This window comes from Klebsiella sp. ZJOU C1, from assembly GCF_035620215.1.
Classification (GTDB): Bacteria; Pseudomonadota; Gammaproteobacteria; order Enterobacterales; family Enterobacteriaceae; genus Klebsiella; species Klebsiella variicola.
The window spans coordinates 4,493,987-4,520,767 of sequence record NZ_CP141644.1 but is presented as its reverse complement, the minus strand read 5'-3'; the positions used below and the strand labels follow the sequence as shown (position 1 = coordinate 4,520,767).

Here is a 26,781-nt window from a genome sequence, read left to right as displayed (position 1 = left end):
GTGAATGCCCCGCAGTTTATGGTTCAAGGTTTTTGTTGTGCTGGCCGCCCTCTGGGCGCCGTTTAGTCAGGCCGACACCGGATGGCAGCCGATTCAGGAGACGATCCGCAAAAGCGAAAAAGATACGCGTCAGTATCAGGCGATCCGCCTTGATAACGACATGGTCGTGCTGCTGGTTTCCGATCCGCAGGCGGTGAAATCGCTGTCGGCGCTGGTGGTGCCGGTGGGATCCCTGCAGGATCCGGCCGATCATCAGGGGCTGGCGCATTTTCTGGAACATATGACGCTGATGGGGTCGCAAAAATATCCCCAGCCTGACAGCCTTGCAGAGTTTCTTAAACTGCACGGCGGCAGCCATAACGCCAGCACCGCGCCTTACCGCACCGCGTTTTATCTCGAAGTGGAAAATGATGCGCTGGACGGGGCCGTAGACCGCCTGGCCGACGCCATCGCCGCGCCGCTGCTGGATAAAAAATATGCCGACCGCGAACGTAACGCGGTCAACGCCGAGCTGACGATGGCCCGGACGCGAGACGGGATGCGCATGGCCCAGGTCAGCGCGGAGACCATCAACCCGGCCCACCCGGCGGCCCACTTCTCCGGTGGTAACCTCGAGACGCTCAGCGATAAGCCCGGCAGCCCGGTACTTGATGCGCTGCATACCTTCCGCGATAGCTGGTACTCCGCCAACCTGATGAAAGCGGTGATCTACAGCAACAAGCCGTTGCCGGCGCTGGCGCGGATGGCTGCTGACACCTTTGGCCGCGTGCCGAATCGTCAGATCAGCAGGCCGGAAATTACCGTCCCGGTGGTAACGGATGCGCAAAAAGGCATCATTATTCACTATGTGCCGGCGATGCCGCGCAAAGTGCTGCGCGTCGAGTTTCGCATCGACAACAACAGCGATCGCTTCCGCAGCAAGACCGATGAGCTGGTCACCTATCTCATCGGCAACCGCAGCCCGGGCACGCTCTCCGACTGGCTGCAAAAGCAGGGGCTGGCGGAAGGTATCCGCGCCGATTCCGATCCGGTGGTAAACGGCAACAGCGGCGTACTGGCGATCTCTGCCACCCTCACCGATAAAGGCCTGGCGCACCGCGACGAAGTGACGGCGGCCATTTTCAGCTATCTCGACCTCCTGCGTACTCAGGGCATCGACAAACGGTACTTCGATGAACTGGCGCATGTGCTGGCGCTGGATTTCCGCTATCCGTCGATCAACCGCGACATGGACTACGTGGAATGGCTGGCGGATACCATGATCCGGGTGCCGGTCGAGCATGCGCTGGACGTGGTGAATATTGCCGACCAGTACGACCCGCAGGCGATCAAAGACCGGCTGGCGATGATGACCCCACAGAACGCCCGTATCTGGTATATCAGCCCCCAGGAGCCGCATAACAAGACGGCCTATTTTGTCGATGCGCCGTATCAGGTGGATAAGATTAGCGAGCAGACGTTCGCTGACTGGCAGCAAAAATCGCAGGCCATCCAGCTGCAGCTGCCGGTGCTCAACCCCTATATTCCGGATGATTTCACCCTCATCAAAAGCGATAAAGCCTGGCCGCATCCGCAGCTGATCCTTGATGAACCGACGCTGCGGGTGGTGTATGCCCCGAGCCAGTATTTTGCCAGCGAGCCGAAGGCGGATATCTCCCTGGTGCTGCGTAATCCCCAGGCGATGGACAGCGCTCGCCGGCAGGTGATGTTTGCCCTCAACGATTATCTCGCCGGCATCGCCCTCGATCAGCTCAGTAACCAGGCGGCGGTCGGCGGCATTTCGTTCTCCACCGGCGCTAATAACGGATTAATGGTTAATGCCAACGGCTATACCCAGCACCTTCCGGCACTGTTCAGCGATCTGTTGCAGGGATACTTCAGCTATACGCCGACCGAGGAGCAGCTGGAGCAGGCCAAATCCTGGTATGCGCAGATGATGGACTCCGCCGAGAAAGGCAAAGCCTACGATCAGGCGATAATGCCGATCCAGATGGTCTCCCAGGTGCCGTACTTCCAGCGCGAAGTGCGCCGGGCGCTGCTGCCCTCCATCACTCTTAAAGAGGTGCTCGACTACCGCGCCAACCTGAAAACCAAGGGGCGTCCTGAACTGATGGTGATCGGCAATATGACCGCCGATGCCGCCACGACGCTGGCCCGCCAGATCCAGCAGCAGCTGGGCGCTGACGGCAACGAATGGTGCCGCAATAAAGACGTGGTGGTGAACCGGCAGCAGCTGGCGATCTTCAACAAAGCGGGCAACAGCACCGACTCCGCGCTGGCCGCGGTGTTCGCGCCGCCCAACGTGGATGAGTTCAGCAGCACCGCCGCCAGCACCCTGCTGGGGCAGATTATTCAGCCGTGGTTCTACAACCAGCTGCGTACCGAAGAGCAGCTCGGCTATGCGGTCTTTGCCTTCCCGATGAACGTGGGGCGCCAGTGGGGCATGGGCTTCCTGCTGCAGAGTAGCGATAAGCAGCCGGCCTTCCTCTGGCAGCGGTTCCAGGCCTTCTTTCCCACCGCGGAGGCGAAGCTGCGGGCGATGAAGCCGGAAGAGTTTGCTCAGCTCCAGCAGGCGGTGATAAGCCAGATGCTGCAGGCGCCGCAGACGCTGGGCGATGAAGCCTCGAAACTGAGCAAAGATTTCGATCGCGGTAATATGCGTTTTGATTCACGTGATAAAGTAGTGGCTCAGATTAAACTGCTGACGCCGCAAAAACTTGCCGACTTCTTCCATCAGACGGTGGTGGATCCGCAGGGCATGACGATATTGTCCCAGATTTCCGGTAGCCAGAATGGCAAAGCGGACTATGCCCAGCCGAAAGGCGGCAAAGTGTGGGAAAACGTCAGCGCATTGCAGCAATCCTTACCCCTGATGCGAGAGAATGAATGACCGACACCGCTGAGTCTTTGGATCCCCTGCGCTTGCCCCTGAGGGGTGAGCGCCTGATAGAAGCCTCTGCGGGCACCGGAAAAACCTTTACCATCGCCGCGCTGTATCTGCGGCTGCTGCTGGGGCTGGGCGGCGAGTCCGCCTATTCCCGCGCTATCAGCGTTGAAGAGCTGCTGGTGGTGACCTTTACCGAGGCGGCGACCGAAGAGCTGCGCGGGCGTATCCGCAGCAACATCCACGAACTGCGCATCGCCTGCCTGCGCGGCGAATCCGACAATCCGCTCTACAGCGCGCTGCTGGCGGAGATCGATGATAAAGACGACGCCGCGAAGACGCTGCTGCTGGCTGAACGGCAGATGGACGAGGCGGCGGTATTCACCATCCACGGCTTTTGCCAACGGATGCTGAGCCTTAACGCCTTCGAGTCGGGCATGCTGTTCGAGCAGCAACTGATCGAGGATGAATCCCGCCTGCGCTATCAGGCCTGCGCTGACTTCTGGCGCCGCCACTGCTATCCGCTGACCCGCGATATCGCGGCGGTGATCCACGACGTCTGGAAAGGGCCGCGCGATCTGCTGAAGTCTCTTGACCGCTGGCTGCAGGGCGAAGCGCCGCAGCTTAAGTCGCCGCCGGCCCCCGACGAGACGCTGGCTGAACGCCATCAGCAGATCATCGGCCGCATTGACTCGCTCAAGCAGCAGTGGCGCGAGCAGGTGGGCGAGATCGAAGGCGTGCTGGAAAATTCCGGGCTCGACCGGCGGAAATACAATCGTGGCAACCAGGGCAAATGGCTTGAGAAAGTGAACGCCTGGGCGCAGGAAGAGACGTTAAGCTACCAGCTGCCCGACGCGCTGGAGAAATTTGCCCAGTCGTTTCTGCTCGAGCGCACCAAAGCCGGTGGCGAACCACCGGTGCATCCCCTGTTTAGCGCCGTGGAGTCGCTGCTGGCCTCCTCGCTGACACTCACCGATCTGGTGCTGGCGAGAGCGATGGTCGAGATCCGCGATGCGGTCGCCCGCGAAAAGCGCCGCCGCGGCGAGCTGGGGTTTGACGATATGCTCAGCCGGCTTGACGAGGCGCTGCGCGGCGACAGCGGCGAGGCGCTGGCCAGCGCCATTCGCCAGCGTTTTCCGGTGGCGATGATCGACGAATTTCAGGACACCGACCCCCAGCAGTACCGGATTTTTCGCCGCATCTGGCGCCAGCAGCCGGAGACGGCGCTGCTGCTGATCGGCGATCCGAAACAGGCCATCTACGCCTTTCGCGGCGCCGATATCTTTACCTATATGAAAGCGCGCGGCGACGTTGCCGCGCACTACACCCTCGATACCAACTGGCGCTCCTCGCCGGGCATGGTGGGCAGCGTCAATCGGCTGTTCAGCCTCAGCGATAACCCCTTCATGTTCCGCGAGATCCCGTTTCTGCCGGTGAAGGCGGCGGCAAAGAATCAGGGGCTGCGCTTTACCGTTGACGCGGCGGACGTACCGGCGATGAACGTCTGGCTGATGCCCGGCGACACCGTCGGGTCTGGCGATTATCAAACGTTTATGGCGCAGCTCTGCGCCACGCAGATCCGCGACTGGCTGAGCGCCGGGCAGCAGGGGCGCGCGCTGCTGTGGCGCGGGGAAACCTCGCGCCCGGTGCAGGCCTCGGATATCACCGTGCTGGTGCGCAACCGGCTGGAGGCGGCGCAGGTGCGTGAAGCGCTGCAGACGCTGGGCATCCCCTCGGTCTACCTCTCTAACCGCGACAGCGTTTTTGAGACGCTGGAGGCCCAGGAGCTGCTCTGGCTGCTGCAGGCGGTGCTGGCCCCGGAGCGGGAAAATACCCTGCGCAGCGCGCTGGCGACCTCGATGTTTGGCCTGACCGCGCTGGATATTGAAAACCTGAACCAGGATGAGCAGGCGTGGGACGCGCTGGTGGAAGAGTTCAGCGAATACCGCCAGATCTGGCGTCAGCGCGGAGTGATGCCGATGCTGCGGGCGTTGATGACGGCCCGGCATATCGCCGAGAATCTGCTGGCGACCCGCGGCGGCGAGCGGCGCTTAACCGACATTCTGCATATCAGCGAACTGCTGCAGGAGGCGGCCAGCCAGCTGGAAAGCGAGCATGCCCTGGTGCGCTGGCTGGCGCAGCATATCGCCGAGCCGGACAGCAACGCCGCCAGCCAGCAGATGCGTCTCGAAAGCGATAAGCACCTCGTGCAAATTGTCACCATTCACAAGTCAAAAGGGCTGGAGTACCCCCTGGTCTGGCTGCCGTTTATCGCCCGGTTTCGTAAACAGGACCAGGCGTTCTACCACGATCGCGAGACGTTCGCGGCGGTACTGGATCTGGGCCAGGATGAGGCCAGTCTCGAGCTGGCGGAGGCGGAACGGCTGGCGGAAGATCTGCGCCTGCTATACGTCGCCCTGACCCGTGCGGTCTGGCACTGCAGCCTCGGCGTGGCGCCGCTCAGCAGCCGGAAATCCGGCAACAGCGATTTCCACCTCAGCGCGCTGGGGCGGCTGTTGCAGGCGGGCGAAGCCATGGACGCCGCCGGGCTGGCCGCGCGGCTGGCGGACTTCTGTCATGGCGATATTGCATTACAGAGACCGGGCGAGCTGGATCTGACCCCGTGGCAGGCGCCCGCGGCGACCATCCCCCCGCTGTCGGCGCGCGAGCTGCAGCGCCGCATCGCCGACGACTGGCGGGTGACCAGCTACTCCGGACTGCAACAGCATGGTTTCAGCGGCGGGCAGGATCTGCTGCCGCGTCTGGATGTCGATGCCGCCGGCGTCGGCGAAGTCGTGGAAGAGCCGCAGCTGACTCCGCACCAGTTTCCGCGCGGCGCCGCGCCGGGGACCTTCCTGCACAGCCTGTTTGAGGAGCTGGACTTCACCCAGCCGGTGCCGGACGGATGGATGGCGGAGAAGCTGCAGCTGAGCGGGTTTGACGCGCAGTGGGCGCCGGTGCTGACCGACTGGCTGGGGGGCGTGCTGAAGACTCGCCTGCCGGGAGCGGATATTGCGCTCAATCAGCTTGCGGCGCGGGATAAACAGGTGGAGATGGCGTTTTATCTGCCTATCGCTCAGCTGCTGACGGCGGAGCGCCTTGACGCGCTTATCCGCCAGTACGATCCCCTCTCCGCCGACACGCCACCGCTGGATTTCCGCCAGGTGCGTGGCATGCTGAAGGGCTTTATCGATCTGGTCTTCCGCCACGAAGGCCGTTATTACCTGCTGGATTACAAATCCAACTGGCTGGGGGAAGACCGCGAGGCCTACACCCGGCCGGCAATGGAGCAGGCGATGCGTGCCCACCGCTACGATCTGCAGTATCAGTTGTACAGCCTGGCGCTGCACCGCTATCTGCGCCACCGGCTGGCCGATTATGACTATGACCGCCACTTCGGCGGCGTGATTTATCTTTTCCTGCGCGGCATGGACGGGCAGGAGGGGGGGCAGGGGATCTTCACCACCCGGCCGGTGAGACCGCTGATTGACGGTTTGGATCAGCTTTTTGCCGGAGAAACTCAGGAGGAGGCCTCATGACTTTCGAACAATTACTGCTGGCTGCGGTGGAGCAGCGTCTGCTGCGGCCGCTGGACGTCCAGTTTGCCCTGATGGTGGCGCAAAACGACCCGCCGGCGGTCATGCTGGCGGCGGCCTTGCTGAGCCGGGATGCTGGCGAGGGGCACGTTTGCCTGCCGCTGTCGCGGTTGAGCGGCGACGAGGCGCTGAGCGGAAAAGCGGGGGAGATCCGCGATCGGCTGCTGGCCGAAGCCGGCGCGCCGGAGGACTGGCCCGCGCTGCTGCTCGCTTCGTCGGCGGTGAGCTGCGGCGATGCTCCGGCGCCGATGATTTTGTGCGGCGACCGGCTCTATCTGAACCGGATGTGGCGCAACGAGCTGACCGTCGCCCGCTTCTTTAACGAAGCCAACCGGGTGCTGGAGATGGATGAGGCGCGGCTGGCGTCAACGCTAAATGCGCTGTTTCCCGCCACTGGCGAAACCGACTGGCAAAAAGTGGCCGCGGCGGTGGCGCTGACCCGCCGTATCTCGGTGATCTCCGGTGGTCCCGGGACCGGGAAAACCACCACCGTGGCGAAGCTTCTGGCGGCGCTGATCCAGATTGACGACAGTCCACGCTGTCGTATTCGCCTGGCGGCACCGACGGGGAAAGCGGCGGCGCGCCTGACCGAATCGCTGGGCGCGGCGCTGAGAAAGCTGCCGCTGACCGATGCGCAGAAAGCGTTAATTCCCACCGAGGCCAGCACGCTGCATCGTCTGCTGGGCGCCCAGCCCGGCAGCCAGCGCATGCGCTATCACGCCGGCAACCCGCTGCATCTGGATGTGCTGGTCGTGGATGAAGCCTCGATGATTGACCTGCCGATGATGTCGCGGCTTATCGACGCGCTGCCGGCCCACGGGCGGGTGATTTTCCTCGGCGATCGCGACCAGCTGGCCTCCGTGGAAGCGGGGGCGGTGCTGGGGGATATCTGCGCCTGGGCGAGCTCGGGCTACACTGCCGCGCGGGCGCAGGAGCTGACCCGGCTGACCGGTTCGCCGGTGCCGGCGGGCGAGGGGGCTATCGCTGGCGCGCTGAGAGACAGCTTGTGCCTGCTGCAAAAGAGCTATCGCTTCGGCAGTCACTCCGGCATCGGGAGCCTGGCGCGGGCGGTGAATGCTGGCGCGCGCGCGGAGGTGAAGGCCACGCTGCGCCAGCCGTTTGACGATATCGCGCTTCATCCCCTCAGCACGACTGAAGAGTACGAGGCCATGCTCGGCGCGGCCCAGCAGGGCTATGAACGCTACCTGCAGCTGCGCCGCGAGCGGGCCGAACCGCAGGCCATGCTGGCCGCTTTCAGCGAATTCCAGCTGCTGTGCGCGCTGCGTGAAGGGCCGTACGGCGTGAGCGGCGTCAATGAGCGGCTGGAGCAGCGGCTCAACCGCCAGCGGGCGATCGCCCTGCCGCGCCACTCCCGCTGGTATGACGGCCGACCGATCATGATATCGCGCAACGACAGCGCGCTGGGGCTGTTTAACGGCGATATCGGCATAGCGCTGGAGCGCAACGGCGAGCTGCGGGTGTGGTTCCTGATGCCCGACGGCACCATCAAGTCGGTGCAACCGAGTCGCCTGCCGGAGCATGATACCGCCTGGGCGATGACCGTGCATAAATCGCAGGGCTCCGAGTTCGAACATGCGGCGCTGATCCTGCCGGCGCGCAGCGTCCCGCTGGTGACCCGCGAACTGGTCTACACGGCGATCACCCGTGCGAAACAGCGATTGTCACTCTATGCCGACGAGCAGGTGCTCTCCCAGGCCATTGTGACGCGCACCGAGCGGCGCAGCGGCCTGGCGGAGATTTTCGCCGGGCGCGAAGCCCCCTGAGAGGCCGCATCCGGGCGATGGGAAAATAATGCAGCCCGTTGCCCGGACTGGCAGAAAAATCAGTAGCTGAAGACCAGGGGGATGAGCCAGAGCACCGATATCGAGTTCATGGCGCAAAAGCGGACTGCCGCGCCGCTGGCCAGCGGTGGGGTGGAACAGCGGGCAACAAAAATCACCAGCGAGGAGATGAGAACATTCATGCCGGACGTCAGGGCCAGCAGGAATAATATCGCGATGGCGGCGCCGAGCGCGGCATAACCATGCTGATGATGGCGCTGGTTATCCCAGAGCAGCAATATCATCAGCAACCACGGATAGAGGGCGACCGCGGCGGTAATGAGGTTGATATGTCTGACCAGCCAGTTCGGTTTGGTTTCCATTATTTCAGCGATCCTTGCAGGGCGGGTGGCGGCCGTGGCGCCAGTCGACGTCCTGTCGACAGCCAATAGCATATCGGTGAGCCAGCGAGAAAGAAATGGCCTGTGCGGAAACCAGGAATTTCGCCCGCGTACCGCAGACGAGCGCTGGCGCGAAGAGTGGCGGGAGACCGGCCCAGGATAAAGCGATAAGCGTCGCGCTATCCCGGGCCGTTAGAAAGGGTGAAGAAGGGCCTAAGCGAGGTCGGCCATCAGCACCTTCGACCGGCGCTGATAGTTATACATCTGCTTTTTACTCTCCGGCAGCAGGTCGATATCCACCGGCGTGAAGCCGCGCTCCTGGAACCAGTGGATGCTGCGGGTGGTTAGCACGAACAGCTTGCTCAGTCCCATCTGTCTGGCCTGAGCGGCAATACGCTCCAGAAGCACCTCTCCCCGCGACGAGCTCCGGTAATCCGGATGCACCGCCACGCAGGCCATTTCGCCGATCTTCTCTTCCGGGAAAGGATAGAGGGCAGCGCAGGCGATAGTGGTGTTATCGCGCTGAATAATGGTGAATTTGTCGATCTCCATCTCCAGCTGCTCGCGGGAGCGGCGCACCAGGATGCCCTGCTGCTCAAGCGGGCTTATCAGCTCAAGAATACCGCCGATATCGTTGATGGTCGCCCGGCGGATCTGCTCCGCGCTCTCCATGACGATCTGGGTGCCGATGCCGTCGCGTGAGAACAGCTCCTGCAGCAGCGCGCCATTTTCCTGATAGCTGATCAGGTGGCAGCGCCGCACGCCGCTGCGGCAGGCCTTCACGGCCCCGCGCAGGAAGCGCACGGTGCCGGAGTTATAATCTTCGTCCGCTTCCAGCTCTTCGACGCGGGCCTGCGCTTCATTAGGGAACAGTTCGGAGACGATTTCTCCGGCCTGGTTGTAAACCCCTTGCGACGAACAGAAGCCGATCATTTTCTCCGCCTTCAGCTTGATGGCCAGCTGGGTGGCGATCTCTTCCGAAGTCAGGTTAAAGCTCTCGCCGGTGACCGACACCGCGACCGGCCCCATCAGGACAATGGCGCCGCTGTCGAGCTGACGATGAATCGCCTCTTCGTCAATGCGGCGAATGCGTCCGCTGTGGCAATAATCGACGCCGTCATCGACGCCCAGCGGCTGGGCGATGATAAAGTTGCCGCTGACGACGTTGATATGGGCCCCCTGCAGCGGGGTGTTGTTGAGGCTCATCGACAGGCGGGCGGTGATCTCCAGCTGCAGCATCCCCGCCGCCTGCTTAACCAGCTCAAGCGTTTTAGCGTCAGTCACTCGCGTCTGCTTGTGATAGACCGGCTCGTGGTGGTGCTCGGCGAGGTTAGCGTCAATCTGCGGGCGGGCGCCATAGACCACGACCAGGCGAATGCCCAGGCTATGCAATAATCCTATGTCATTGACAATATTTGAGAAATTTTCATGCTCAATGGCTTCGCCGCCCAGCATGATGACAAACGTTTTTCCCCGATGGGCATTAATATAGGGAACAGAATGGCGGAATCCTTCTACCAGTTCAGTGCGACGTTCCTTCACCATGACAAACCCTCAATGCATGATTATTCGTAATTATTGTATTTTTATTCTGTTTTGCTGTTAAACGCAAGTGCCAATTTTAGGCTAAGCCACGAAAAACATGTGACCCGGCGCAGGGTGTCAATGAATGTTTACCCTTTTATAGATGACAGGTTATATGCCTTTCGTTAAAGTTTCTGGTCAATCTGTTTGTTTTGGGTACAAATGCGTTTTTATTGCTTGGGAGTGGCATGTCGGGAAACAACTCTGGATTAAGCCGTCGCCGTCTGCTGCAGGGCGCGGGCGCCATGTGGTTAATGAGCGTGAGCCCTGTGGGGCTGGCTGCCGATGCGCGGGTGGTCGCTGTTCGCGTCTGGCCAGCATCGACCTACACGCGCGTCACGGTAGAATCGAATCATGTGCTGAAATACCGGCAGTTTGCCCTCAGTAACCCGGAGCGGGTGGTGGTGGATCTGGAAGGGGTTAACCTTAACTCTGTGCTGAAGGGCATGGGGGGGCAGATCCGCGATGACGACCCCTTTATTCAGTCCGCCCGCGTGGGCCAGTTTGATCCGCAAACCGTGCGCATGGTTTTTGAGCTCAAGCAGAACGTCAAGCCGCAGCTGTTTGCCCTCGCGCCGGTGGCCGGCTTTAAAGAGCGTCTGGTGATGGACCTCTACCCCGCCAACGCCACCGATGTTCAGGATCCGCTGCTGGCGCTGCTCGAGGATTACAACAAAGGCGATCTGGAGCGTCAGGTGCCGCCGGCGCAAAGCGGACCGCAGCCGGGCAAAGCCGGGCGTGACCGGCCGATTGTCATTATGCTCGATCCCGGACACGGCGGCGAAGACTCCGGCGCCGTGGGGAAGTATCGCACCCGCGAGAAAGATGTGGTGCTGCAGATTGCCCGCCGCCTCCGGGCGCTGATCGACAAAGAAGGCAATATGAAGGCCTATATGACCCGCAACGAAGACGTGTTTATCCCGTTGAAGGTGCGTGTCGCCAAGGCGCAGAAGCAGCGCGCCGACCTGTTCGTATCGATTCACGCCGACGCCTTTACCAGCCGCCAGCCCAGCGGCTCCTCAGTGTTTGCCCTCTCCACCAGGGGGGCCACCAGTACCGCGGCAAAATATCTCGCCCAGACGCAGAACGCCTCGGATCTGATCGGTGGGGTCAGCAAGAGCGGCGACCGCTATGTCGACCACACCATGTTCGATATGGTGCAGTCCCTCACCATCGCCGATAGCCTCAAATTTGGCAAGGCGGTGCTGGAGAAAATGGGCAATATCAATAACCTGCACAAAAATCGGGTAGAGCAGGCGGGCTTTGCGGTGCTGAAGGCGCCGGATATCCCCTCCATTCTGGTGGAGACGGCGTTTATCAGCAACGTGGAAGAAGAGCGGAAGCTGAAAACGGCCAAATTCCAGCAGGAGGTAGCCGAGTCGATCCTCGCCGGGATTAAAGCCTACTTCGCCGACGGCGCGACGCTGGCCCGTCGCGGATAACCACACAGGAAAGGGATATGGCCTTACTGAAAAGCGCCCATGGCGGTAACATCCGCGAGGCCGCCGCCCTGCTGGGTATTGCGCCCGGCGAGCTGCTGGATTTTAGCGCCAACATCAATCCGCTGGGGATGCCAGCTTCGCTCAGGCAGGCGATCGTCGACAACCCAGGCTGCGCCGAGCGCTACCCTGACGTTGAATATCAACAGCTGCATCAGGCGCTGGCTGCCCACCATCAGCTGCCGGCGGCACATATCCTTGCCGGCAACGGCGAAACTGAATCGATCTTCACCCTCGTCCACGGCCTTAAGCCGCGGCGGGCGATGATCGTCATTCCTGGTTTCGCGGAGTACCGGCGGGCGCTGCAGACGGTGGACTGCGAGGTGGTGGAGTATGCCCTCCGGGAGTGCGATGGCTGGCAGCTGACTGACGCCATCCTCGATGCCCTGACTCCGGCGCTGGACTGCCTGTTTCTTTGCACCCCGAACAACCCCACCGGCCTGCTGCCGGAGCGGGGCCTACTGGAAGCCATTGCGCAGCGCTGTCGGGCCCTGAACATCAGCCTGATCCTCGATGAGGCCTTCCTCGACTTTATCCCCGACCAGCCGGGGTTTATTCCTCTGCTGGCGCAGCACCCGCACGTCTGGGTTCTGCGTTCTCTCACCAAATTTTATGCCATTCCTGGGCTGCGTCTTGGCTACCTGCTCAACGCTGACGCCCAGGCAGTGGCCCGGCTGCGCGAGCGACAAATGCCGTGGTCCATCAATGCCTATGCCGCCCTGGCCGGAGAGATCATCCTCCAGGACCGGGCGTATCAGCGGGCCACCTGGCAGTGGCTGCAGGAGGAGGGGGCGCGTTTCTATTCACGACTGAAAGAGATTACCGGGCTGACCGTGTGGCCCGGGCGTGCTAACTACCTGTTCTTGCGCTGCGACAGGCAAGGGCTTGACCTGCAATACGCCCTGTTGCGCCAGCATGTGCTGATCCGCAGCTGCGCCAACTACCCGGGGTTGGATAGCCGTTATTTCCGGGTGGCGATCCGTAGCGCCAGCGAAAACGACCAGCTGCTGGCGGCGCTGCGCCGGGCGCTGGCCTGAGGCCTACTGCAGGGTGACGCCCCCGGGCACCATCGCCAGCAGATGCTGCTGCGGCCAGTGGGCGGCGATGTCGCTCTCTGCCAGCCGCCATTGCAGAAATTCGACGTCATGACGACGGCGGTCCAGCAGCAGGCCGACGACGCTGCCGCTGTGCGCTACATTAAGGCCATACAATCCTGCGCTTTCCACCAGTTGCAGTAGCGCGTCAAACCCCGGTTTGGGCAACAGCTGCTGGCTGGCGATGGCGCTGATGGTCGCCGCTTCGCCCAGCAGCTGTGGGCTGCCGCAGTGGCAGGCCTGCTGCACTTTCTCCCACGCCAGCTGCAGTCGGGAGGCGTTAGCCAACAGACCCGCCTCGCGCGGCAGCTGGTGGTAGTCGGTGGTGCGCAGCGTCAGCGGGCTCTCCAGTACTAACAGGTCGAGCGCTGGCGGAGGGGGACAGGCGATTTGCGTGGCGGCGGTATTATGGTCGAACAGCGTCAGCTGGCGAAACAGGGTGCTGTCGGTAGGCTCCAGCGCGACGCACAGGCGCGCCAGCGTCGGCTCATCCAGTAGATGGCCCAGATGATGGGCGGTGGCGACGGCGGTGGCAGCGATATCGGCGGTGCTGCTGGCCATCCCTTTGGCCACCGGGATCGTTGAGTGCAGGGTGATGCGGATCTGCTGGCTCAGCGCTGGGGGGTAGCCCCAGTGGGCCAGCAACTGGTCGACCATCGCCCGTGACAGCGGCCGCTCATCTTTTCGCGGCACCCCGGTCTCGACCTCGACGGTGCTGTACCAGTCCACCGGGCAGGAGACCAGTTTCTCGCTGCCGAGGATCCAGCCCTGGATAAGTTCTCCGCACGAGGCGGGACATTGTGCAACAGCCACGTTTTCACCTTTCCGCTTACCTTCGCCAGGGCGCATAGTGGCATGGCGACCCGCCGGTTACCATGATTCTCCGCAAGAGGAGGTACGTCGTTTAGGCCGACACCGCCAGCTCGCGCGCCTGCGGCAAGGCAAGACGCATGACGTCGCGGGCAATCATCAGCTCTTCATTGGTGTTGATCACCGCCACTTTGACCAGCGCATTATCCGCCTGAATAAAGGTCGCGCTCCGCTGGTTTTTCTCGTCGTCCAGTGCGAGGCCGAGAAAATGCAAATTGCGGCAGATCGTCGCCCGCGCCCGGGCGGAATGCTCGCCTATGCCGCCGGTAAAGATCAGCGCGTCCAGACCTCCCATCTGCATGATATAGCTGCCGATAGTTGCGCGAATGCGTTCGGCAAACAGCGACAGCGCCAGAGCCGCCCTTTCGTTGCCGGCGTCGGCTGCCTGTTCGACGTCGCGGTAATCAGAAGACACGCCGGAGACGCCCAGCAGCCCGGATTCATTATTCAGCAACTGGCTGAGCTGCAGGGCGGATTTCCCCTCTTTCTCCACCAGCCAGGGAAGGATCGACGGGTCGATATCGCCGCTGCGGGTGCCCATCATCACCCCGGACTGGGGAGTAAAGCCCATTGAGGTATTCACCGACTGCCCGCCTTTGATGGCGCAGACGCTACAGCCATTGCCCAGGTGGCAGCTCACTACCCGCAGGGCGCTCAGCGGTACGCCCAGCTTTTCCGCCAGCGCGCTGCTGACATAGTGATGGCTGGTGCCGTGAAAACCGTAGCGGCGAATGCCCAGCTCGGCGTAATAGCGCCAGGGCAGGGGATAGAGCCAGGCCTCCGGCTTCAGGGTCTGGTGAAAGGCGGTATCAAAGACCGCCACCGCCGGTACCGCGGGTAACCGCTGGCGAAAGAGACGTATGCCCAGCGCATTGACCGGGTTATGCAACGGCGCCAGCTCCGCCAGGCGTTCGATCTCCCGCAGGGTGTCGTCGCAGACCAGCGCGGCGTCTTTGAAGCGTTCGCCGCCGTGGGCGACGCGGTGGCCAACGCCGTCTATCTCCTGCAGGCTGCTCAGGATCCCGCGGCCGGTCAGCGCCTCCAGCAGCAGGGTCACTGCCTCATGGTGATCGGCGATGGGCAGCGTCTCCTGCCATTTCTGCGTCGGCGTTTTCAGCGTGAAGCGGGCCTCGGGCAGGCCAATACGTTCGATCAGCCCCTGGCAGAGCAACGCTCCCTGCGGCATGTTAAGCAGCTGAAATTTCAGGGAGGAGCTGCCGGCGTTGATCGCCATGATTTTATAGGTCATTGATATTCCTCTGCGTTCAGGCAGGCGAGCAGGTCATCAAGCCCGTCGCCGGTTAACGCGCTGGTGATAAAGATATGTTCGGCGCCTGCTGCCTCGAGCCATGCCCGGACCTGTTGCAGACGGGGCGGGGCGGCTAAATCGGCTTTGGTGATCACCCCGATGACCGGGCGGTTCATCGGAGCGGTAAGCCCCGGATAAAAGGGTGACCAGGGCGCATCGGCATTCAGTACCAACGCGATGACATCGGCCTCGCAGGCGCTGGTGAGCAGTGCGCTGTACAGGCAGCGGTTTTCCAGATATTCCCCCGGGGTGTCGATGGCGGCCGGCGTCCAGACGATGGCCTGCGTTTTTTGATAACGCAGGGTTTCGCCACGCAATACCTGGGTCAGCGAGGTTTTGCCGCACTGGCTGGGTCCGATAAGCATCAGGCGTTTCATGGGCTCAGGTCCGGGTAATTGGACAGGCGGTGAAGCGCATCAGCTCACCAAGGGTGCGTGTGACCTGCCTGAGCGCGTACTCCACCGCGGAGACATCGCCGGTCAACACCACCGCGCCGGTGAAGCGATCGAGAAAGCCGATCTCCACCGCGCCAGACTTGGTGGCGATGTCGCAGGCGATGATTGACGCCTCACTGGGGGTAATGGTGAGAATGCCGATGGCGGAGACCGCGTCCGGCAGACCCAGCTTTTTGAACAGATCTTTGCCCGGATTGGCGATGAGATGCGCCAGAGTGACCTGTTTACCCGGGACATACTCCTGGATCATGCGTTCGGTAGGGGTTTGCGGTTCCATTATCCCTCCATCAGCTGTTGCCACAGCGCGTCGTGCGGTCGCGGGATCACTGCCCGGTAAACCAGTAATCCTTTCTCGCCTGCGCTGTCGCTGGCCACCGTGACGGCGTTGTCGACATCGGCGATATCGCCAGCCACCACCATGTAACACTTGCCGCCGATACCAAACGCCATATGGATGCGCACCAGGGTGACGTTGGCCGCTTTCACCGCGCGGTCGGCGGCGCTGATGCACGCTGCCACGCTCCAGGTTTCGACGATCCCCGCCGCCTGCCGCTGCTCGACCACGTTGAGTCCGCTGATCGCCGGCAGTACGCTGGGGTGAATGTTGGCCAGCACCAGGCTGTCCACCAGCATCTCCCCGGCGCGCGCCGTGCCGGCGGCGATTGCCTGTTGCACGGCGCCGACGTCGCCGCCGAGCATCAGCAGGAATTTCCCGGGACAAAGGGTTCTGCAGAGCAGGAGCTGTACGTTCGCGCTTTTCAGCATGACGTCGCCCAGCTCCATTCCCCTGGCGATACTGGTCAGTTCTAAAATTCCGATAGCCTGGGTCATGATTAACCTCTTACAAGCGTAATGGCCTGCTCCGTGATGGCGGAGACCTGGCCGTCAATACTGGCGTGTACCGGCGCACCGAGGGCGTCGGCAGGGATGTCTGCCAGCAGCTGGCCGCGCGTTACTCGCTCTCCCGGCGCGACGCAGGGGACGGCGCTGATGCCGATATGCTGGCGCAGCGGCAGGGTGACGCAGCCCACCTCCGGCTCCACCGCCGTCAGCGGCGCCTCCTGATACCAGGGATCAAGCCCCAGTTTGCTGATGAGCCGGTTGACCGGCACCAGGCGGTGCTTCGCCATCTCGTCCGCCGGACGCAGCGGTCCTTCGTAGCGCAGATTTTTCGCTCTCAGCTCACGTTTCAGCAGACGGTTGATGCGCATAGGGGAAATCCCCACCGGGCAGGCGACGCTCTCGCAAACGTTGCACTCCGAGCAGGTCAGGGCGCTGAGCAGCAGCGACGGGGTGGCCGCCTGGCGATAGTTCACCGCCCGCACCAGCAGGTGGGGAGAAAGCTCATGGCCGATCAGGTGCCGGGGGCATAAATCTGTGCATAAACGGCACTGTTCGCAGACGGTGCGGGCGATGGCGAGCAGGGTGCGTTCATCCTGCCGCCGTCGCTGGATCAATGGATGGTTGCCCGGGAGCACCAGCAGGCCGCCGGTGGTTTTGGTGACCGGTGTCTCCAGGGAGGTCATAAGCGAGCCCATCATCGGACCGCCGTTGATAAACCCCGGTTCGGCAACCGTCGCGCCGCAGGCCAGATCCAACACCTCGCGCAACGACATGCCCAGCGGTACGGTCAGCGTCAGAGGACGGACGACGGCGCCGTTGACGGTCAACGTCCGGCGGGTCACCGGATAGCCCTGCTCCACGGCTCTGGCGATATTGAGTACCGTCTGAACGTTATTGACCACTACGCCGACGCTGACCGGCAGCGCGGCAGGCGGCACGCGACGACCCGTCGCCAGCCAGATAGTGAGCACCTCATCCCCGGCCGGATAGACATCAGGCAGAATATGCAGCCGGGCCCATTCCGGTAGTCGCGGGGTTAACGCCGCAATCGCCGGAGTATATTTCGCCTTCAGGGCAATGATCCCTTCCCGGGCGCCGGTGGCGGTCATTGCGTAACCCAGGCCGCGAATCAGCCGGTCAGCCTGCTGCGCCATCAGCTGTTGATCAACCTTCAGCATCGGTTCGCATTCGGCGGCGTTCACCAGCACGGTGTCTACCCGGGCCTGCAGTTTGATGTGGGTCGGAAAGCCCGCCCCACCGGCGCCCACTACCCCGGCGGCCCGGACGCGCTCGCGGATCTCCGCCGGATCCATGTCTGGTAGTGGCACTATCGCTTCACTCATTGCAGGCTCTCCAGCAGTTGCGCGATGGCCGCGCCATCGGCCGGACGCGGGTTGGTGCGCAGGGTGGCGTCGGCCAGCGCGGCCGGCACCATGGCGGGAATTCGCGATAAGAAAAGGGGATATTTTTCCTGCAAGGCGCCCTTGAGGGTGGGAATGGCGCACTGCTGTTTCAGTGTTTCCACCGCGGCAAGCAGCGCCTGGAGAGCCTCCTGTTCGCCAGCTTCCGGCGGGCAGAACCGGCAGGCCCTGGCCAGGCGCGCATAGCGCTTCGCCGCTCGCGGCTCGCCGGCGTTAAAGCGGATCACCGCGGTCAGCAGCAGCGCGTTGGCCAGGCCATGGGGAAGGTGAAACTGGCCGCCAAGCTGATGGGCGATAGCATGATTGAGCCCAAGGCCAGCCTGGCTAAAGGCCATACCGGCGAGGGTTGAAGCATTGTGCATTTTGCTGCGGGTCGCAACGCAGTCGCCCTGGCGAACCGCAACGGGTAGGGCGCGAAACACCAGCCTGGCGGCCTTTTCCGCCAGCGCATCGGTAAAATCGGTGGCCTGCGGCGATACCCATGCCTCAAGGGCGTGGGTCAGGACGTCCAGTCCGGTATGGGCTGTGATGGTGGGCGGTACGCTGATCACCAGCGTTGGGTCGAGGATCGCCATGTCGGGACAGAGCGCCTCATGGAACAGCGGGTACTTGATCCCTTTTTCCGGGTCGCTGATGACGCAGGCGCTGGTCACTTCCGACCCGGTACCGCTGGTGGTGGGGATCGCCACGCAGGTGTCGACAGGCAGCCCGCCCTGCTGGCTGAACCAGACGATCGCCTTGGCGGCGTCCATCGCCGAGCCGCCGCCGAAGCCGATCACCACCTGCGGACGCAGGGCCTGCATCTGCGCTATCCCTTTCGCCACGGTGTGAATGGTCGGATCCGGTGTAATATCACTGAACACGCTGACGCGGTTGCTGGCGGGCAGCGCGGCGCGCAGCCGCTCGAACAGCGGCGAGCGCGCCAGGAAGCCGTCGCAGACGATCCAGATGTGCTGATGGCTAAAGCGCTGCAGCGCGGCCAGGCTGCCCGGGCCGCTGTAGAGGCGCGTTTGCAGAGAAAAGGTGTGCATGGCGCCCCCGGCTAGCGAATGGAAAAACCGTTGGTTAACACGCAGCGCCGCAGGCGGGCGAACGTCCGCGCGGAGGTGGTGCCTTCTCCGGTTGGCGTGGCGATGGTGAAGGTGGTAAACCCTTCGCCGCCGACGCCGATACCCGCGTAAGACGGACCATTTTTGACAAAAATGGAGGTCTGCAGCGTGCGTGCCGCCAGATTGAGCCGCGAGACATTCTGCGAGTGCATAATGGCGGTGTGGTGCAGACCCTCCTCAACGCGCAGGGCCAGCGCCAGGGCGCTATCAAAATCGGCGACCCGGACGATCGGCAGCACCGGCATCAGTTGCTCGCAGGTCACCCAGGGGTCGTTCGCCTGCACCTCGGCTATCAGCAGGCGAGGGGGGCGGGAAGGGACGGCGAGACCGGCGGCCGCCAGCAGCTCAGCCGGGCTCTTACCAACCAGTTTTTTATTCGCCGCGCCGTCGGGCAGGCAGACGGCTCGCAGGGTATCGGTCTCCTGCGGGCTCAACAGCAGCGCGTCAAAATCCTGCATCTGCTGGATCAGGCGGTCAGCGACGGAGGCGACGACGATCAGGCTTTTTTCGGCGATACAGGGCAGGTTGTAATCGAAGGCGGCGCCGCTGATGATATCTTCGGCGGCTTTGACGAGATCGGCCGTTTCATCAACGATGCACGGCGGATTGCCGGCGCCAGCGCCGATCACTTTTTTACCGCTTTTCATGCCCATCGCCACAATGCCAGGGCCGCCGGTGATAGCCAGAACGGCAATCAGCGGGTGGGCCATCATTTGCTGGGTGGCTTCAAAGGTCGGCTCGGCAACGGTCACCACCAGGTTACGGATCCCGCTGCAGCGGTAGGCGATCTCTTCGATCCTGGCGATAAGCGTTAACGAGACCTTTTTCGCGCCGGGATGGGGGCTGAAATAGACGCTGTTACCCGCCGCCAGCATGCTGATACTGTTGTTGATAATGGTTTCCGTTGGGTTGGTGCTGGGCGCCACGGCGCCAATAACCCCGAACGGTGAGTACTCAAACAGCACCATCCCGCCATCGCCGGTGAGGGCGCTGGTAGTGAGATCCTCAATGCCCGGTGTGTTCTCAAGGGCAGCTTTATTTTTCAGATATTTATCTTCTTTGTTGCCCATGCCGGTTTCCGTGGCGCTCTCCTCCGCCAGCGTCACCAGCTCGGGGGCCAGCGTCTCCCGCAGGGCGCTGATAATGGCGCTGCGGGTTTTTAGCGGACACTGCTGATAGCGGAGAAAAGCCTGATGGGCGGCGTCGATGGCGCTGCCGACGTCGCGGAAAATGCCCTGCTGTTCCTGAGAAACGGGGGCGGGCGCGAGCTTTTCGCTGAGAATGGTGCGGATAAGGGTTTCCAGTTCTGCTGTATTCATTGATGTGTTCTCACGTTAATGGCCGCCATGGCAGCCTGTGCAATAGCCATATCCTGCTCGACGCTGCCGCCGCTAATCCCGAGACCGGCTATTAGCTGACCATCGCGCCACAGCGGATATCCGCCGCCAAAGGTGACGACTTTGCCCTGCAGATGGCTCTCCAGACCGTACAGCGCAGCGCCTGGCTGTACGGTCGTCGCGAGCTCGTGGGTGGCGGTTTTCATGGCGACGGCGGTCCAGGCTTTTTTCGGCGCCAGCTCGCTGCTGACCAGCAGCGCATCGGGCATTCGCCAGGTCACGGTTTCGGTACCGTGTGCGTCAACGATGCTCACCACCACCGGCACCTGCAGCTGGCGGGCGTGTTCGATAGCCTGACGGGTAAGCTGATGCAGCTCGTGAAAGGAGAGTGCCCCGGCCTGGGCTTTGGGCGCGTCGGACGCAGGCGACCCGCTGGCGGCCAGGTAGCGGGCCGCGATCTCCGCCACGAGGCGGCGCTGGTGATCGGCCTGATCCTCGCTGCGCGCCAGGGCATACAGACAGTCAGATAAGCGGTTCAGATAACGCAGCAGTATCTGACGGAGAGTGACCTCTGCCGCCAGCTCGACCAGCCGACGCTCCGCCCGACGGGCAACGGTGCGGGCCAGGTGCAGGCGACTGGCGGCTTCGCACCGTCCGGGCAACACAAACTGGTGCAGCGCCGGCACGCGGGCCATCTCGCGATCGATGGTCTGCTCCAGCAGGGCAATCTCTTCGCTGCTGATATAGCGCTTACCCGGTGATGGCTGTTCGCTGTCGCTGGCGAGCTCCGCGCTGAACCAGAAAATATGCTGCTGCAGGGCTTCGAGCAGGACGCGATGTTCCTCTTCAGCGGCGGCGCAGACGCACAGGCTCAGCACCGCGTTCAGTTCATCCAGGGTGCCGTAGGCTTCGACGCGCGGATGCGTCTTGCTGACCCGCTGGCCGGTAAAGAGTGATGTACTGCCGGCATCGCCGGTTCGGGTATAAATAGCCACAGGCGCCCCCTTAGCGTGAAAGTGAGTCAACAATGCCCACAACGGCAAGATCGATGGCCTCATTCGGGCCGCTAAAGACGTGGCGTGCGCTCGAGCCGCTGCAGAGCAGCACCAGTTCGCCGACGCCAGCGCCAACCGAATCTACCGCCACTTCATCGCCGCTCGCGGGCTGAAATGGATGTTCGTCGTCTGTGCTTACCCGGCGCACCAGCAGCAGTTTTTTGCCGTTCAGAGAGGGCGATTTTTGCGTCGAGACGACGGCGCCGGTCACGCGTGCCAGATGCATAGTTCACTCCTGCTTAATCAATTGAACATGCCGCGCGACGGCCGCTTCGCGGGCGAGGGCGGTGATAATGGGGCGGCGGCGCAGCACCAGATAACCTCCCCTGAGACGGGCTACATCGGCATAGGTGAGCACCGACGCGGCGTGAAGTCTGACGGGCTGGCCAGGCGGGTCGCTGAACGTCAGCGGCAAACGGGCGAGTTTTTTTACCGCCAGCGCGGGGAGCAGGGCGGGAAGCAGCGTTAGCTGTACCCGAACGCCCCAGGCCATCGCCTCATGCAACGCGCAACCGGCGGCCGTCAGCGCGCGCTGGCCGGTAAGCTGCTCCAGCAGCGGTAAATCCACCTGCACGATGCGCAGCGAAGCGTGCTGGCACAGCAGGCTGTGGATATCCGCTTCGCCGAGCTGGGCCACGCTGAGCGTGGCCGTACTCCGGGCGCGACGGCGCAGACGGGCGGCGACCTCTTCGACGATACGCTGCAGCATCGCGTGGTTCATGGCTTCGTCACCAGCGTAGCCCAGGCCTGCGCAGCGTCAGCGCCTGCCGCATTGGCTTCGTCAGTATCGATGTGCATCTCAAGACGCATATCCGGGGCTACGCGGACCGCTACATTGTCGAAGATAAGCCGCCTGTCGCTGCCTTCGATCGCCACCGCGACGCTATCGCCATGGGCGACGCGCAGGATCAGGGCATCGAGCGGGGACATATGAATATGTCGTTGGGCGACGATCGTCCCGCTGCTCAGCTCCAGTTCGGCAAAGGGGCTTATCAGGCGGATCCCTGGCGTGTCCTGCAGATTGCCTGACATGCGCAGCGGCGCGGCGATACCGAGGGTCCGGGCGTCGGTGCGTGAGATTTCCACCTGGCTGGTCTGGCGCAAAGGGCCGAGCAGGCGCACGTTATTTAATCGTCCTTTGGGGCCAACCAGAGTCACCGTCTGCTCTGCGGCATACTGCCCGGGCTGCAGCAGCGCTTTTTTCGGCTGGATGGGCTGAGCGGGAAAGAGCCTGGCATAGTCCTCCGCCGCTAAATGGATATGGCGACTGGAGATACCGATTGGGATGGGACGCTGGCGCATCTCATCCAGCACTTTGTTGACTGTTGAAGCCAGCTGTTGTTTATCCATTACGCGTCACCTCGTTTACCGGCGTGCAGGCACTGCGAGCGAGGTTCGCCTTTTTGCCGTGGACAGTGCGGGTCCAGGCACAGGTTGCAGGTCACCTGCTCCGCAGGGCGGGGGAGGGTGTCTGCGGGATCTCTGCGCTCATCCATTACGGTGGCGTTCTCCTCTTCCAGAGCAGCGTCAGGTGCTGGTGAAGGCGCTTCGACGTGGGCTGGCAGCAGGCCTGCGCCGGGCCTGGCGATAACCTTCTGCGCCACCAGCCCCTGCTGCCGGTCGGCGAGTTCGGCCCCGGTCATCACCGCCGCCTGGACAGAGGCCACATCACCGGCGATCTTCACCACCATCCAGCCGGAGCCGTTGGTCTTTTCCAGGGCGAGCAGCGTGATGGCGGCCGCTTTCGCCATGGCGTCGGCGCAGGTGATGGCCAGGGCCAGGCCGCTGACCTCAAGTAATCCCAGTGATTGCTTCACGCAGTGCTCCTTGTTTCAAGGTCAGACGGATTTCGGCAGAATGGCCTCGACATCGCTGTGCGGGCGTGGGATCACATGGCTGGACTTGACCTCGCCGACCACGCTGGCCGCCGCGCTCCCGGCGTCAACGGCGGCTTTCACTGCACCGACGTCTCCGCGGACCATCACGGTAATCAGCCCGGAGCCAATTTTTTCGTAACCAATCAACTGCACGTTGGCGGATTTCACCATTGCATCAGCGGCTTCAATGGCGCCAACCAGGCCTTTCGTTTCAACCAGTCCTAGTGCGTTATTCATATTGTGTTCTCCTGTGGATTAAGCATTGCGATCCCGAAATGGGATCCCTTTGACGAGACGAGCCGCATTGTTGCCAGTGTTTCGCCGGGCCAGCCTGTCCTGGTGATACCTCAGCGAAAACAGCGGAGTTGATGCGGGTAAATTTTTGTAGTGCACGATGAGCTGTTCCCGGTCGCAGGCGATGCCCACCAGCAGCGGCGAACGCTGCGCCGCCTGCCAGGCGTGATGGACAAGATCGCCGCCGGTCCGCGGTTGCAGAACGAAAGGAATGCCTTCCTCTTCAATGCCCAGCAGGACATCGCGCCACTGTTCGCTGCATTCGTCAGTGACCGCAATGACGATGGCGGGGGTGACGAGGCTACTCTCCATGCGTACCTCCTTTTTGCCAGGCAAGGAGTAATCCGCTGGCGACCGCATTGCGCGGGCCTTCACTGCCGCGGATGTTGCCGCGCCCGGCAACCAGCCGGTAGTGCGCCAGCGCGTCGGTGACCAGCTGGGGGATCTCGAAATCGAGGGACGAGCCGCCCACCAGCACTACGAACGGGATGTCGCGAATGTTGCCGGTAGGGCTCACCTGGCGTAACGCCCGCAGGGCGTTGGTGACAAAGACGCGTGATTTGGCGCTACGGCGAATGGCGCGCACTTTCTCCAGCGGCAGATCGCCGGGCAGGGGAACCAGTTCATCCGGTTTCACCACGCAGACGCGGGCAAATACCGCCGGTGGTAAGGCCGACGGAAAAAACTGGACGCTGCCGTCTTCATGACGCAGATGAAACAGGCTTTCGACTTTCGCCAGCGGGTATTTTTTGATCTCTTCCGCCAGATAGCGGTCCTCAAGCCCCAGCTCGCGGGCGATGATCATCGTGACCATATCGCCGGCGCCGGCCAGGTGAGTGGCGCTGATCTCTCCTTGCGCATTGATAATGGAGGCGTCGGTCGACCCGGCGCCCAGATCGAGGATCGCCAGCGGGCGCGTGGTGCCGGGAGTGGTGAGCGCCCCGAGAATGGCCGCTTCCGCCTCAGCGCCACCCACCTGAACCGCAATCTGCAGTTTGTGCTCAATTTCACGGGCGATCAGGGCCATCTGCAGGCGATCCGACTTGACCATCGAGGCGATACCCACCGCCTGCTCCAGCGAGAACTCCCCCGCCAGGCCACCGGTCACGCTGACCGGCACCGCCGTATCAACGGCCAGCAGATCCTGAATGCGGATCTCCTGAGCTGGCTTATTGGTAAGCTCCGCCATGGTCTGGCGCACGTGCTCAAGCATGCCGCCGATATTGGTGCCCGCTTCTCCCGCGACGTTGTCCAGTTTGCCGCAGCCGTCAACCGCCTTCATGATGGCTTCCGCCCCGGCGGCCACATCAACCTGTACGCTGCGCCCCTGAGCGATGAGCAGCAGATTCCCCGCCGGAATAGTCCGTGCCTTGACGTCGCCGGAGGGGGTTTTCACCACTACGGCCGAACGATTGCCAATCAGCGCCCGCGCCATTGGCACGATATTTTTGGTCTCTTCGGCGTTGAGATCGAAAACGGTGGCAATACCGTAGGGGTTGGAGAGCGTTTCGATGATCTTGCCGGGTAAAGCGACCTCGACCGCCGCCAGCATGCCAAGTGGAATACGGTCGATATGCTGAACTTCATCGATCACCGGCAGCGGTTGCTGTAGCCGGTTATTGACCAGCACGCCGTCATCCTGCTGCAAAATAATGCCGGAAATCTGATAGCCCGCTGCCGTCGCCGCATTGACCATCGCAGCGACATCGGCAAAGTCAAAGGCTGAGGAGACCACCAGAATATAGGGGGTGTCCGCAGCGCAGGACAGCAGCGCCTCCGGTGTGATGGTGATGCCGACCCCCAGTCCGACGCCGCCGGGTGTCTTCGGGTTGTGGCCGATCATGGTGGACTCGGTGATGATGGTTTCCGTGATGGTCTCCATCGCCACATCGCCAATGACCGGCGTGGCTTCGTTAATGCGAATAAGCGAGATATCGCTGACCTGAATGCCTGCCGCTTTTGCCGCCTGTGTTAGCGCCTCCTGAATACCGAACACATTACGTAATGTGCCTTTAATACCGGTGGTTTCAGCCAGCGCGCTGTGGCGGATGTTCAGCACACCTGCGTCATCGACCGTCGCCAGGGCGACCTCTGTCGATGAGTTGCCAATATCAATGCCAGCGATATAGCGCATGCTTGCCCCCTGTTAATCGTCGCCTTTCAGTTTCTTACGCTCGACGTACAGCCCGGCCGCTTCCCGAACAAAGGCGGCACAGAGCCGGGCCTGGTAGCGATGCTCGAGGTCATCAGCGATCGCCAGTAGCTCCGCCTGGGTGGAACGGTAAGGGCGCAGGGCGTTGTAGATCTCAAGGATCCGGTCGTCGGGAACCGCGGTGAGCTCGGCGGCCCGCTCAAAGTTCATCGCCAGCCGATCGCGTCCGGCATCCTGGGCGATCGCCGCCTGCATGCGCAGCGTTTCCGGGGTGATGCGCATGTCCTGTGCCGTAACGCGATCGCTTAATACGTTCTCCAGCGTCAGGTCATCGAGCGTTTTATTGGTAGCGGTTTTGACCCACTCCGGATGGCGGGTGGCTAACGGGTAGTCGCTGACTTTAGGCTGGCGAGCGGTGTCGTTTGTCGGTGCGGCTGGCGCGGGCGTTGCCCCGTCCTGTAGGCTGTTCATCCGGCTCAGCACGTCGCGTACCATGGATTCAATTGCGTCGGTATTCATCGGGATATCCTTTGTTAAAGCGCCATGCTCAGTTCCTGCGGGTTTTTGCCGGTCACTACGTATTTGGTCTCTTTAATGTGCAAAATGGCCGACTTCGCCTGGTATTTGGGACGAGCCATCTGATCGTTGAGCGTCGGCACCGGCTGCGGCGACTCGCGTTTGGCGTAGCGCGCGGCGTTTTTGCCAATCTGGCGGTAGGTTTCCAGGGTCAGCAGCGGCGCCTGCGGGAAGAGTTCCAGATTGGAAAGCGGCGGCAGGCCCCGCTGGTGGATGACGGTGGTGCCTTTCGACTGAATACCGATCGAGATGCCGGAGCCGCTCAGGCGGTTGCCTTCCACCGCCACGAAGGCGACGTCAGAAGATTTAAAGCAGCGGATCACCCGGGCTTTGATGCCTTCTTCCTCAATGCCGGCGATCACTTCGCGCAGAATATTTTTATGCGGAATGCCGACGATATTGGCGGTTTGCGCCAGGCCAAAGGCGGGCCCGACGGCAATGATGACTTCATCCTGCTGCGTGCCGGGTTTGGCTTCGCCGATTTCCGTCAGGAAGCTTTCGCTGGACACAGGCGCAACAGCGGCCGATGCGACGGAAGCGGCAGGCGCGCTAAAGGAGACCGGCTTATCTGCGCCTGATTTCATCTCCGACAGCACCTCTTCGATAATCTGGCGCAGCAGCGTTTCGTTAATTTCCATTTTTCA

25 protein-coding genes are annotated in these 26,781 nt (G+C 62.4%); 5 read left to right on the top strand and 20 right to left on the bottom strand.

Annotation, left to right across the window (positions count from 1 at the left end):
• Nucleotides 1–4: 4 nt before the first annotated feature.
• Genes ptrA through recD form a run of 3 tightly spaced genes read left to right on the top strand, consistent with a single transcriptional unit; the run spans nucleotide 5 to nucleotide 8,264 of the window.
• Entirely contained in the window at nucleotides 5–2,890 is a 2,886-nt protein-coding gene (gene ptrA, locus SPE70_RS21585; RefSeq protein WP_008806323.1) for a pitrilysin, read from the top strand.
• Nucleotides 2,887–6,423, top strand: a complete 3,537-nt coding sequence (gene recB / locus SPE70_RS21580) for an exodeoxyribonuclease V subunit beta (protein WP_032733764.1) — start codon at nucleotides 2,887–2,889, stop codon at nucleotides 6,421–6,423. Before ptrA ends, recB begins: the two co-directional genes overlap by 4 nt.
• Entirely contained in the window at nucleotides 6,420–8,264 is a 1,845-nt protein-coding gene (recD, locus tag SPE70_RS21575; RefSeq protein ID WP_008806321.1) for an exodeoxyribonuclease V subunit alpha, read from the top strand. The genes recB and recD overlap by 4 nt, the downstream gene beginning before the upstream one ends.
• A 59-nt stretch (nucleotides 8,265–8,323) precedes the next feature.
• On the opposite strand, the gene SPE70_RS21570 is transcribed toward recD, so the two are convergent.
• Both SPE70_RS21570 and argA read right to left on the bottom strand, forming a co-directional pair.
• The gene (locus tag SPE70_RS21570; protein ID WP_008806320.1) at nucleotides 8,324–8,644 is read right to left on the bottom strand and encodes a hypothetical protein; all 321 of its coding nucleotides are present in this window, start codon (nucleotides 8,642–8,644) and stop codon (nucleotides 8,324–8,326) included.
• Between the two features lie 231 nt (nucleotides 8,645–8,875).
• Complete coding sequence (gene argA / locus SPE70_RS21565; protein ID WP_004149616.1) at nucleotides 8,876–10,207, bottom strand: amino-acid N-acetyltransferase; 1,332 nt, start codon at nucleotides 10,205–10,207, stop codon at nucleotides 8,876–8,878.
• A 227-nt stretch (nucleotides 10,208–10,434) separates the two neighbouring features.
• Between argA and amiC the strand changes: the two genes are divergently transcribed.
• Nucleotides 10,435–11,688, top strand: a complete 1,254-nt coding sequence (amiC, locus tag SPE70_RS21560; protein WP_008806319.1) for an N-acetylmuramoyl-L-alanine amidase AmiC — start codon at nucleotides 10,435–10,437, stop codon at nucleotides 11,686–11,688.
• 17 nt (nucleotides 11,689–11,705) lie between these two features.
• Entirely contained in the window at nucleotides 11,706–12,782 is a 1,077-nt protein-coding gene (cobD, locus tag SPE70_RS21555; RefSeq protein ID WP_032733763.1) for a threonine-phosphate decarboxylase CobD, read from the top strand.
• 3 nt (nucleotides 12,783–12,785) lie between these two features.
• Here the strand turns inward: cobD and SPE70_RS21550 are convergent, their stop codons facing one another.
• The 18 genes from SPE70_RS21550 to pduD form a co-directional block, all read right to left on the bottom strand.
• A complete protein-coding gene (locus tag SPE70_RS21550) occupies nucleotides 12,786–13,652 on the bottom strand; it encodes a GHMP family kinase ATP-binding protein (RefSeq protein WP_032691454.1) in 867 nt (288 codons plus the stop codon).
• Between the two features lie 91 nt (nucleotides 13,653–13,743).
• Nucleotides 13,744–14,958, bottom strand: coding sequence for an acetate/propionate family kinase (locus SPE70_RS21545; RefSeq protein ID WP_063105715.1), 1,215 nt, complete (start codon nucleotides 14,956–14,958; stop codon nucleotides 13,744–13,746).
• Complete coding sequence (pduV, locus tag SPE70_RS21540; RefSeq protein WP_063105714.1) at nucleotides 14,955–15,395, bottom strand: propanediol utilization protein PduV; 441 nt, start codon at nucleotides 15,393–15,395, stop codon at nucleotides 14,955–14,957. Before pduV ends, SPE70_RS21545 begins: the two co-directional genes overlap by 4 nt.
• Nucleotides 15,396–15,399: 4 nt before the next feature.
• Nucleotides 15,400–15,750: a propanediol utilization microcompartment protein PduU gene (pduU, locus tag SPE70_RS21535; RefSeq protein ID WP_002915850.1), complete on the bottom strand. Its 351-nt coding sequence runs from the start codon at nucleotides 15,748–15,750 to the stop codon at nucleotides 15,400–15,402.
• On the bottom strand, nucleotides 15,750–16,304 hold the full coding sequence (pduT, locus tag SPE70_RS21530) for a propanediol utilization microcompartment protein PduT (RefSeq protein ID WP_023298168.1): 555 nt from the start codon (nucleotides 16,302–16,304) through the stop codon (nucleotides 15,750–15,752). The genes pduU and pduT overlap by 1 nt, the downstream gene beginning before the upstream one ends.
• Nucleotides 16,305–16,306: 2 nt before the next feature.
• Nucleotides 16,307–17,659: a 4Fe-4S dicluster domain-containing protein gene (locus SPE70_RS21525; RefSeq protein ID WP_064170023.1), complete on the bottom strand. Its 1,353-nt coding sequence runs from the start codon at nucleotides 17,657–17,659 to the stop codon at nucleotides 16,307–16,309.
• Nucleotides 17,656–18,768, bottom strand: coding sequence for a 1-propanol dehydrogenase PduQ (pduQ, locus tag SPE70_RS21520; protein WP_032740964.1), 1,113 nt, complete (start codon nucleotides 18,766–18,768; stop codon nucleotides 17,656–17,658). Before pduQ ends, SPE70_RS21525 begins: the two co-directional genes overlap by 4 nt.
• A gap of 11 nt (nucleotides 18,769–18,779) precedes the next feature.
• The gene (gene pduP, locus SPE70_RS21515; protein ID WP_012967296.1) at nucleotides 18,780–20,165 is read right to left on the bottom strand and encodes a CoA-acylating propionaldehyde dehydrogenase PduP; all 1,386 of its coding nucleotides are present in this window, start codon (nucleotides 20,163–20,165) and stop codon (nucleotides 18,780–18,782) included.
• Entirely contained in the window at nucleotides 20,162–21,178 is a 1,017-nt protein-coding gene (gene pduO, locus SPE70_RS21510) for a two-domain cob(I)yrinic acid a,c-diamide adenosyltransferase PduO (RefSeq protein ID WP_063105712.1), read from the bottom strand. Before pduO ends, pduP begins: the two co-directional genes overlap by 4 nt.
• 10 nt (nucleotides 21,179–21,188) lie before the next feature.
• Nucleotides 21,189–21,464: a EutN/CcmL family microcompartment protein gene (locus SPE70_RS21505; protein ID WP_012540668.1), complete on the bottom strand. Its 276-nt coding sequence runs from the start codon at nucleotides 21,462–21,464 to the stop codon at nucleotides 21,189–21,191.
• Nucleotides 21,465–21,467: 3 nt separating this feature from the next.
• Nucleotides 21,468–21,959: a microcompartment protein PduM gene (pduM, locus tag SPE70_RS21500; protein WP_012540669.1), complete on the bottom strand. Its 492-nt coding sequence runs from the start codon at nucleotides 21,957–21,959 to the stop codon at nucleotides 21,468–21,470.
• The gene (locus SPE70_RS21495; RefSeq protein ID WP_012540670.1) at nucleotides 21,956–22,588 is read right to left on the bottom strand and encodes a phosphate propanoyltransferase; all 633 of its coding nucleotides are present in this window, start codon (nucleotides 22,586–22,588) and stop codon (nucleotides 21,956–21,958) included. The genes pduM and SPE70_RS21495 overlap by 4 nt, the downstream gene beginning before the upstream one ends.
• Complete coding sequence (locus SPE70_RS21490; RefSeq protein WP_038421746.1) at nucleotides 22,588–23,055, bottom strand: BMC domain-containing protein; 468 nt, start codon at nucleotides 23,053–23,055, stop codon at nucleotides 22,588–22,590. Before SPE70_RS21490 ends, SPE70_RS21495 begins: the two co-directional genes overlap by 1 nt.
• A gap of 21 nt (nucleotides 23,056–23,076) precedes the next feature.
• Nucleotides 23,077–23,352 carry a propanediol utilization microcompartment protein PduJ gene (gene pduJ, locus SPE70_RS21485; protein WP_002915806.1) on the bottom strand — a complete coding sequence of 92 codons (276 nt, stop codon included), beginning with the start codon at nucleotides 23,350–23,352 and terminating at the stop codon, nucleotides 23,077–23,079.
• Nucleotides 23,353–23,370: 18 nt separating this feature from the next.
• The gene (locus SPE70_RS21480) at nucleotides 23,371–23,721 is read right to left on the bottom strand and encodes a glycerol dehydratase reactivase beta/small subunit family protein (protein ID WP_012540672.1); all 351 of its coding nucleotides are present in this window, start codon (nucleotides 23,719–23,721) and stop codon (nucleotides 23,371–23,373) included.
• Nucleotides 23,711–25,543 carry a diol dehydratase reactivase subunit alpha gene (locus SPE70_RS21475; protein WP_038421744.1) on the bottom strand — a complete coding sequence of 611 codons (1,833 nt, stop codon included), beginning with the start codon at nucleotides 25,541–25,543 and terminating at the stop codon, nucleotides 23,711–23,713. The genes SPE70_RS21480 and SPE70_RS21475 overlap by 11 nt, the downstream gene beginning before the upstream one ends.
• Nucleotides 25,544–25,555: 12 nt before the next feature.
• A complete protein-coding gene (gene pduE / locus SPE70_RS21470) occupies nucleotides 25,556–26,080 on the bottom strand; it encodes a propanediol dehydratase small subunit PduE (RefSeq protein ID WP_012540674.1) in 525 nt (174 codons plus the stop codon).
• A 14-nt stretch (nucleotides 26,081–26,094) separates the two neighbouring features.
• Nucleotides 26,095–26,775: a propanediol dehydratase medium subunit PduD gene (gene pduD / locus SPE70_RS21465; RefSeq protein WP_012967302.1), complete on the bottom strand. Its 681-nt coding sequence runs from the start codon at nucleotides 26,773–26,775 to the stop codon at nucleotides 26,095–26,097.
• Nucleotides 26,776–26,781: the final 6 nt, after the last annotated feature.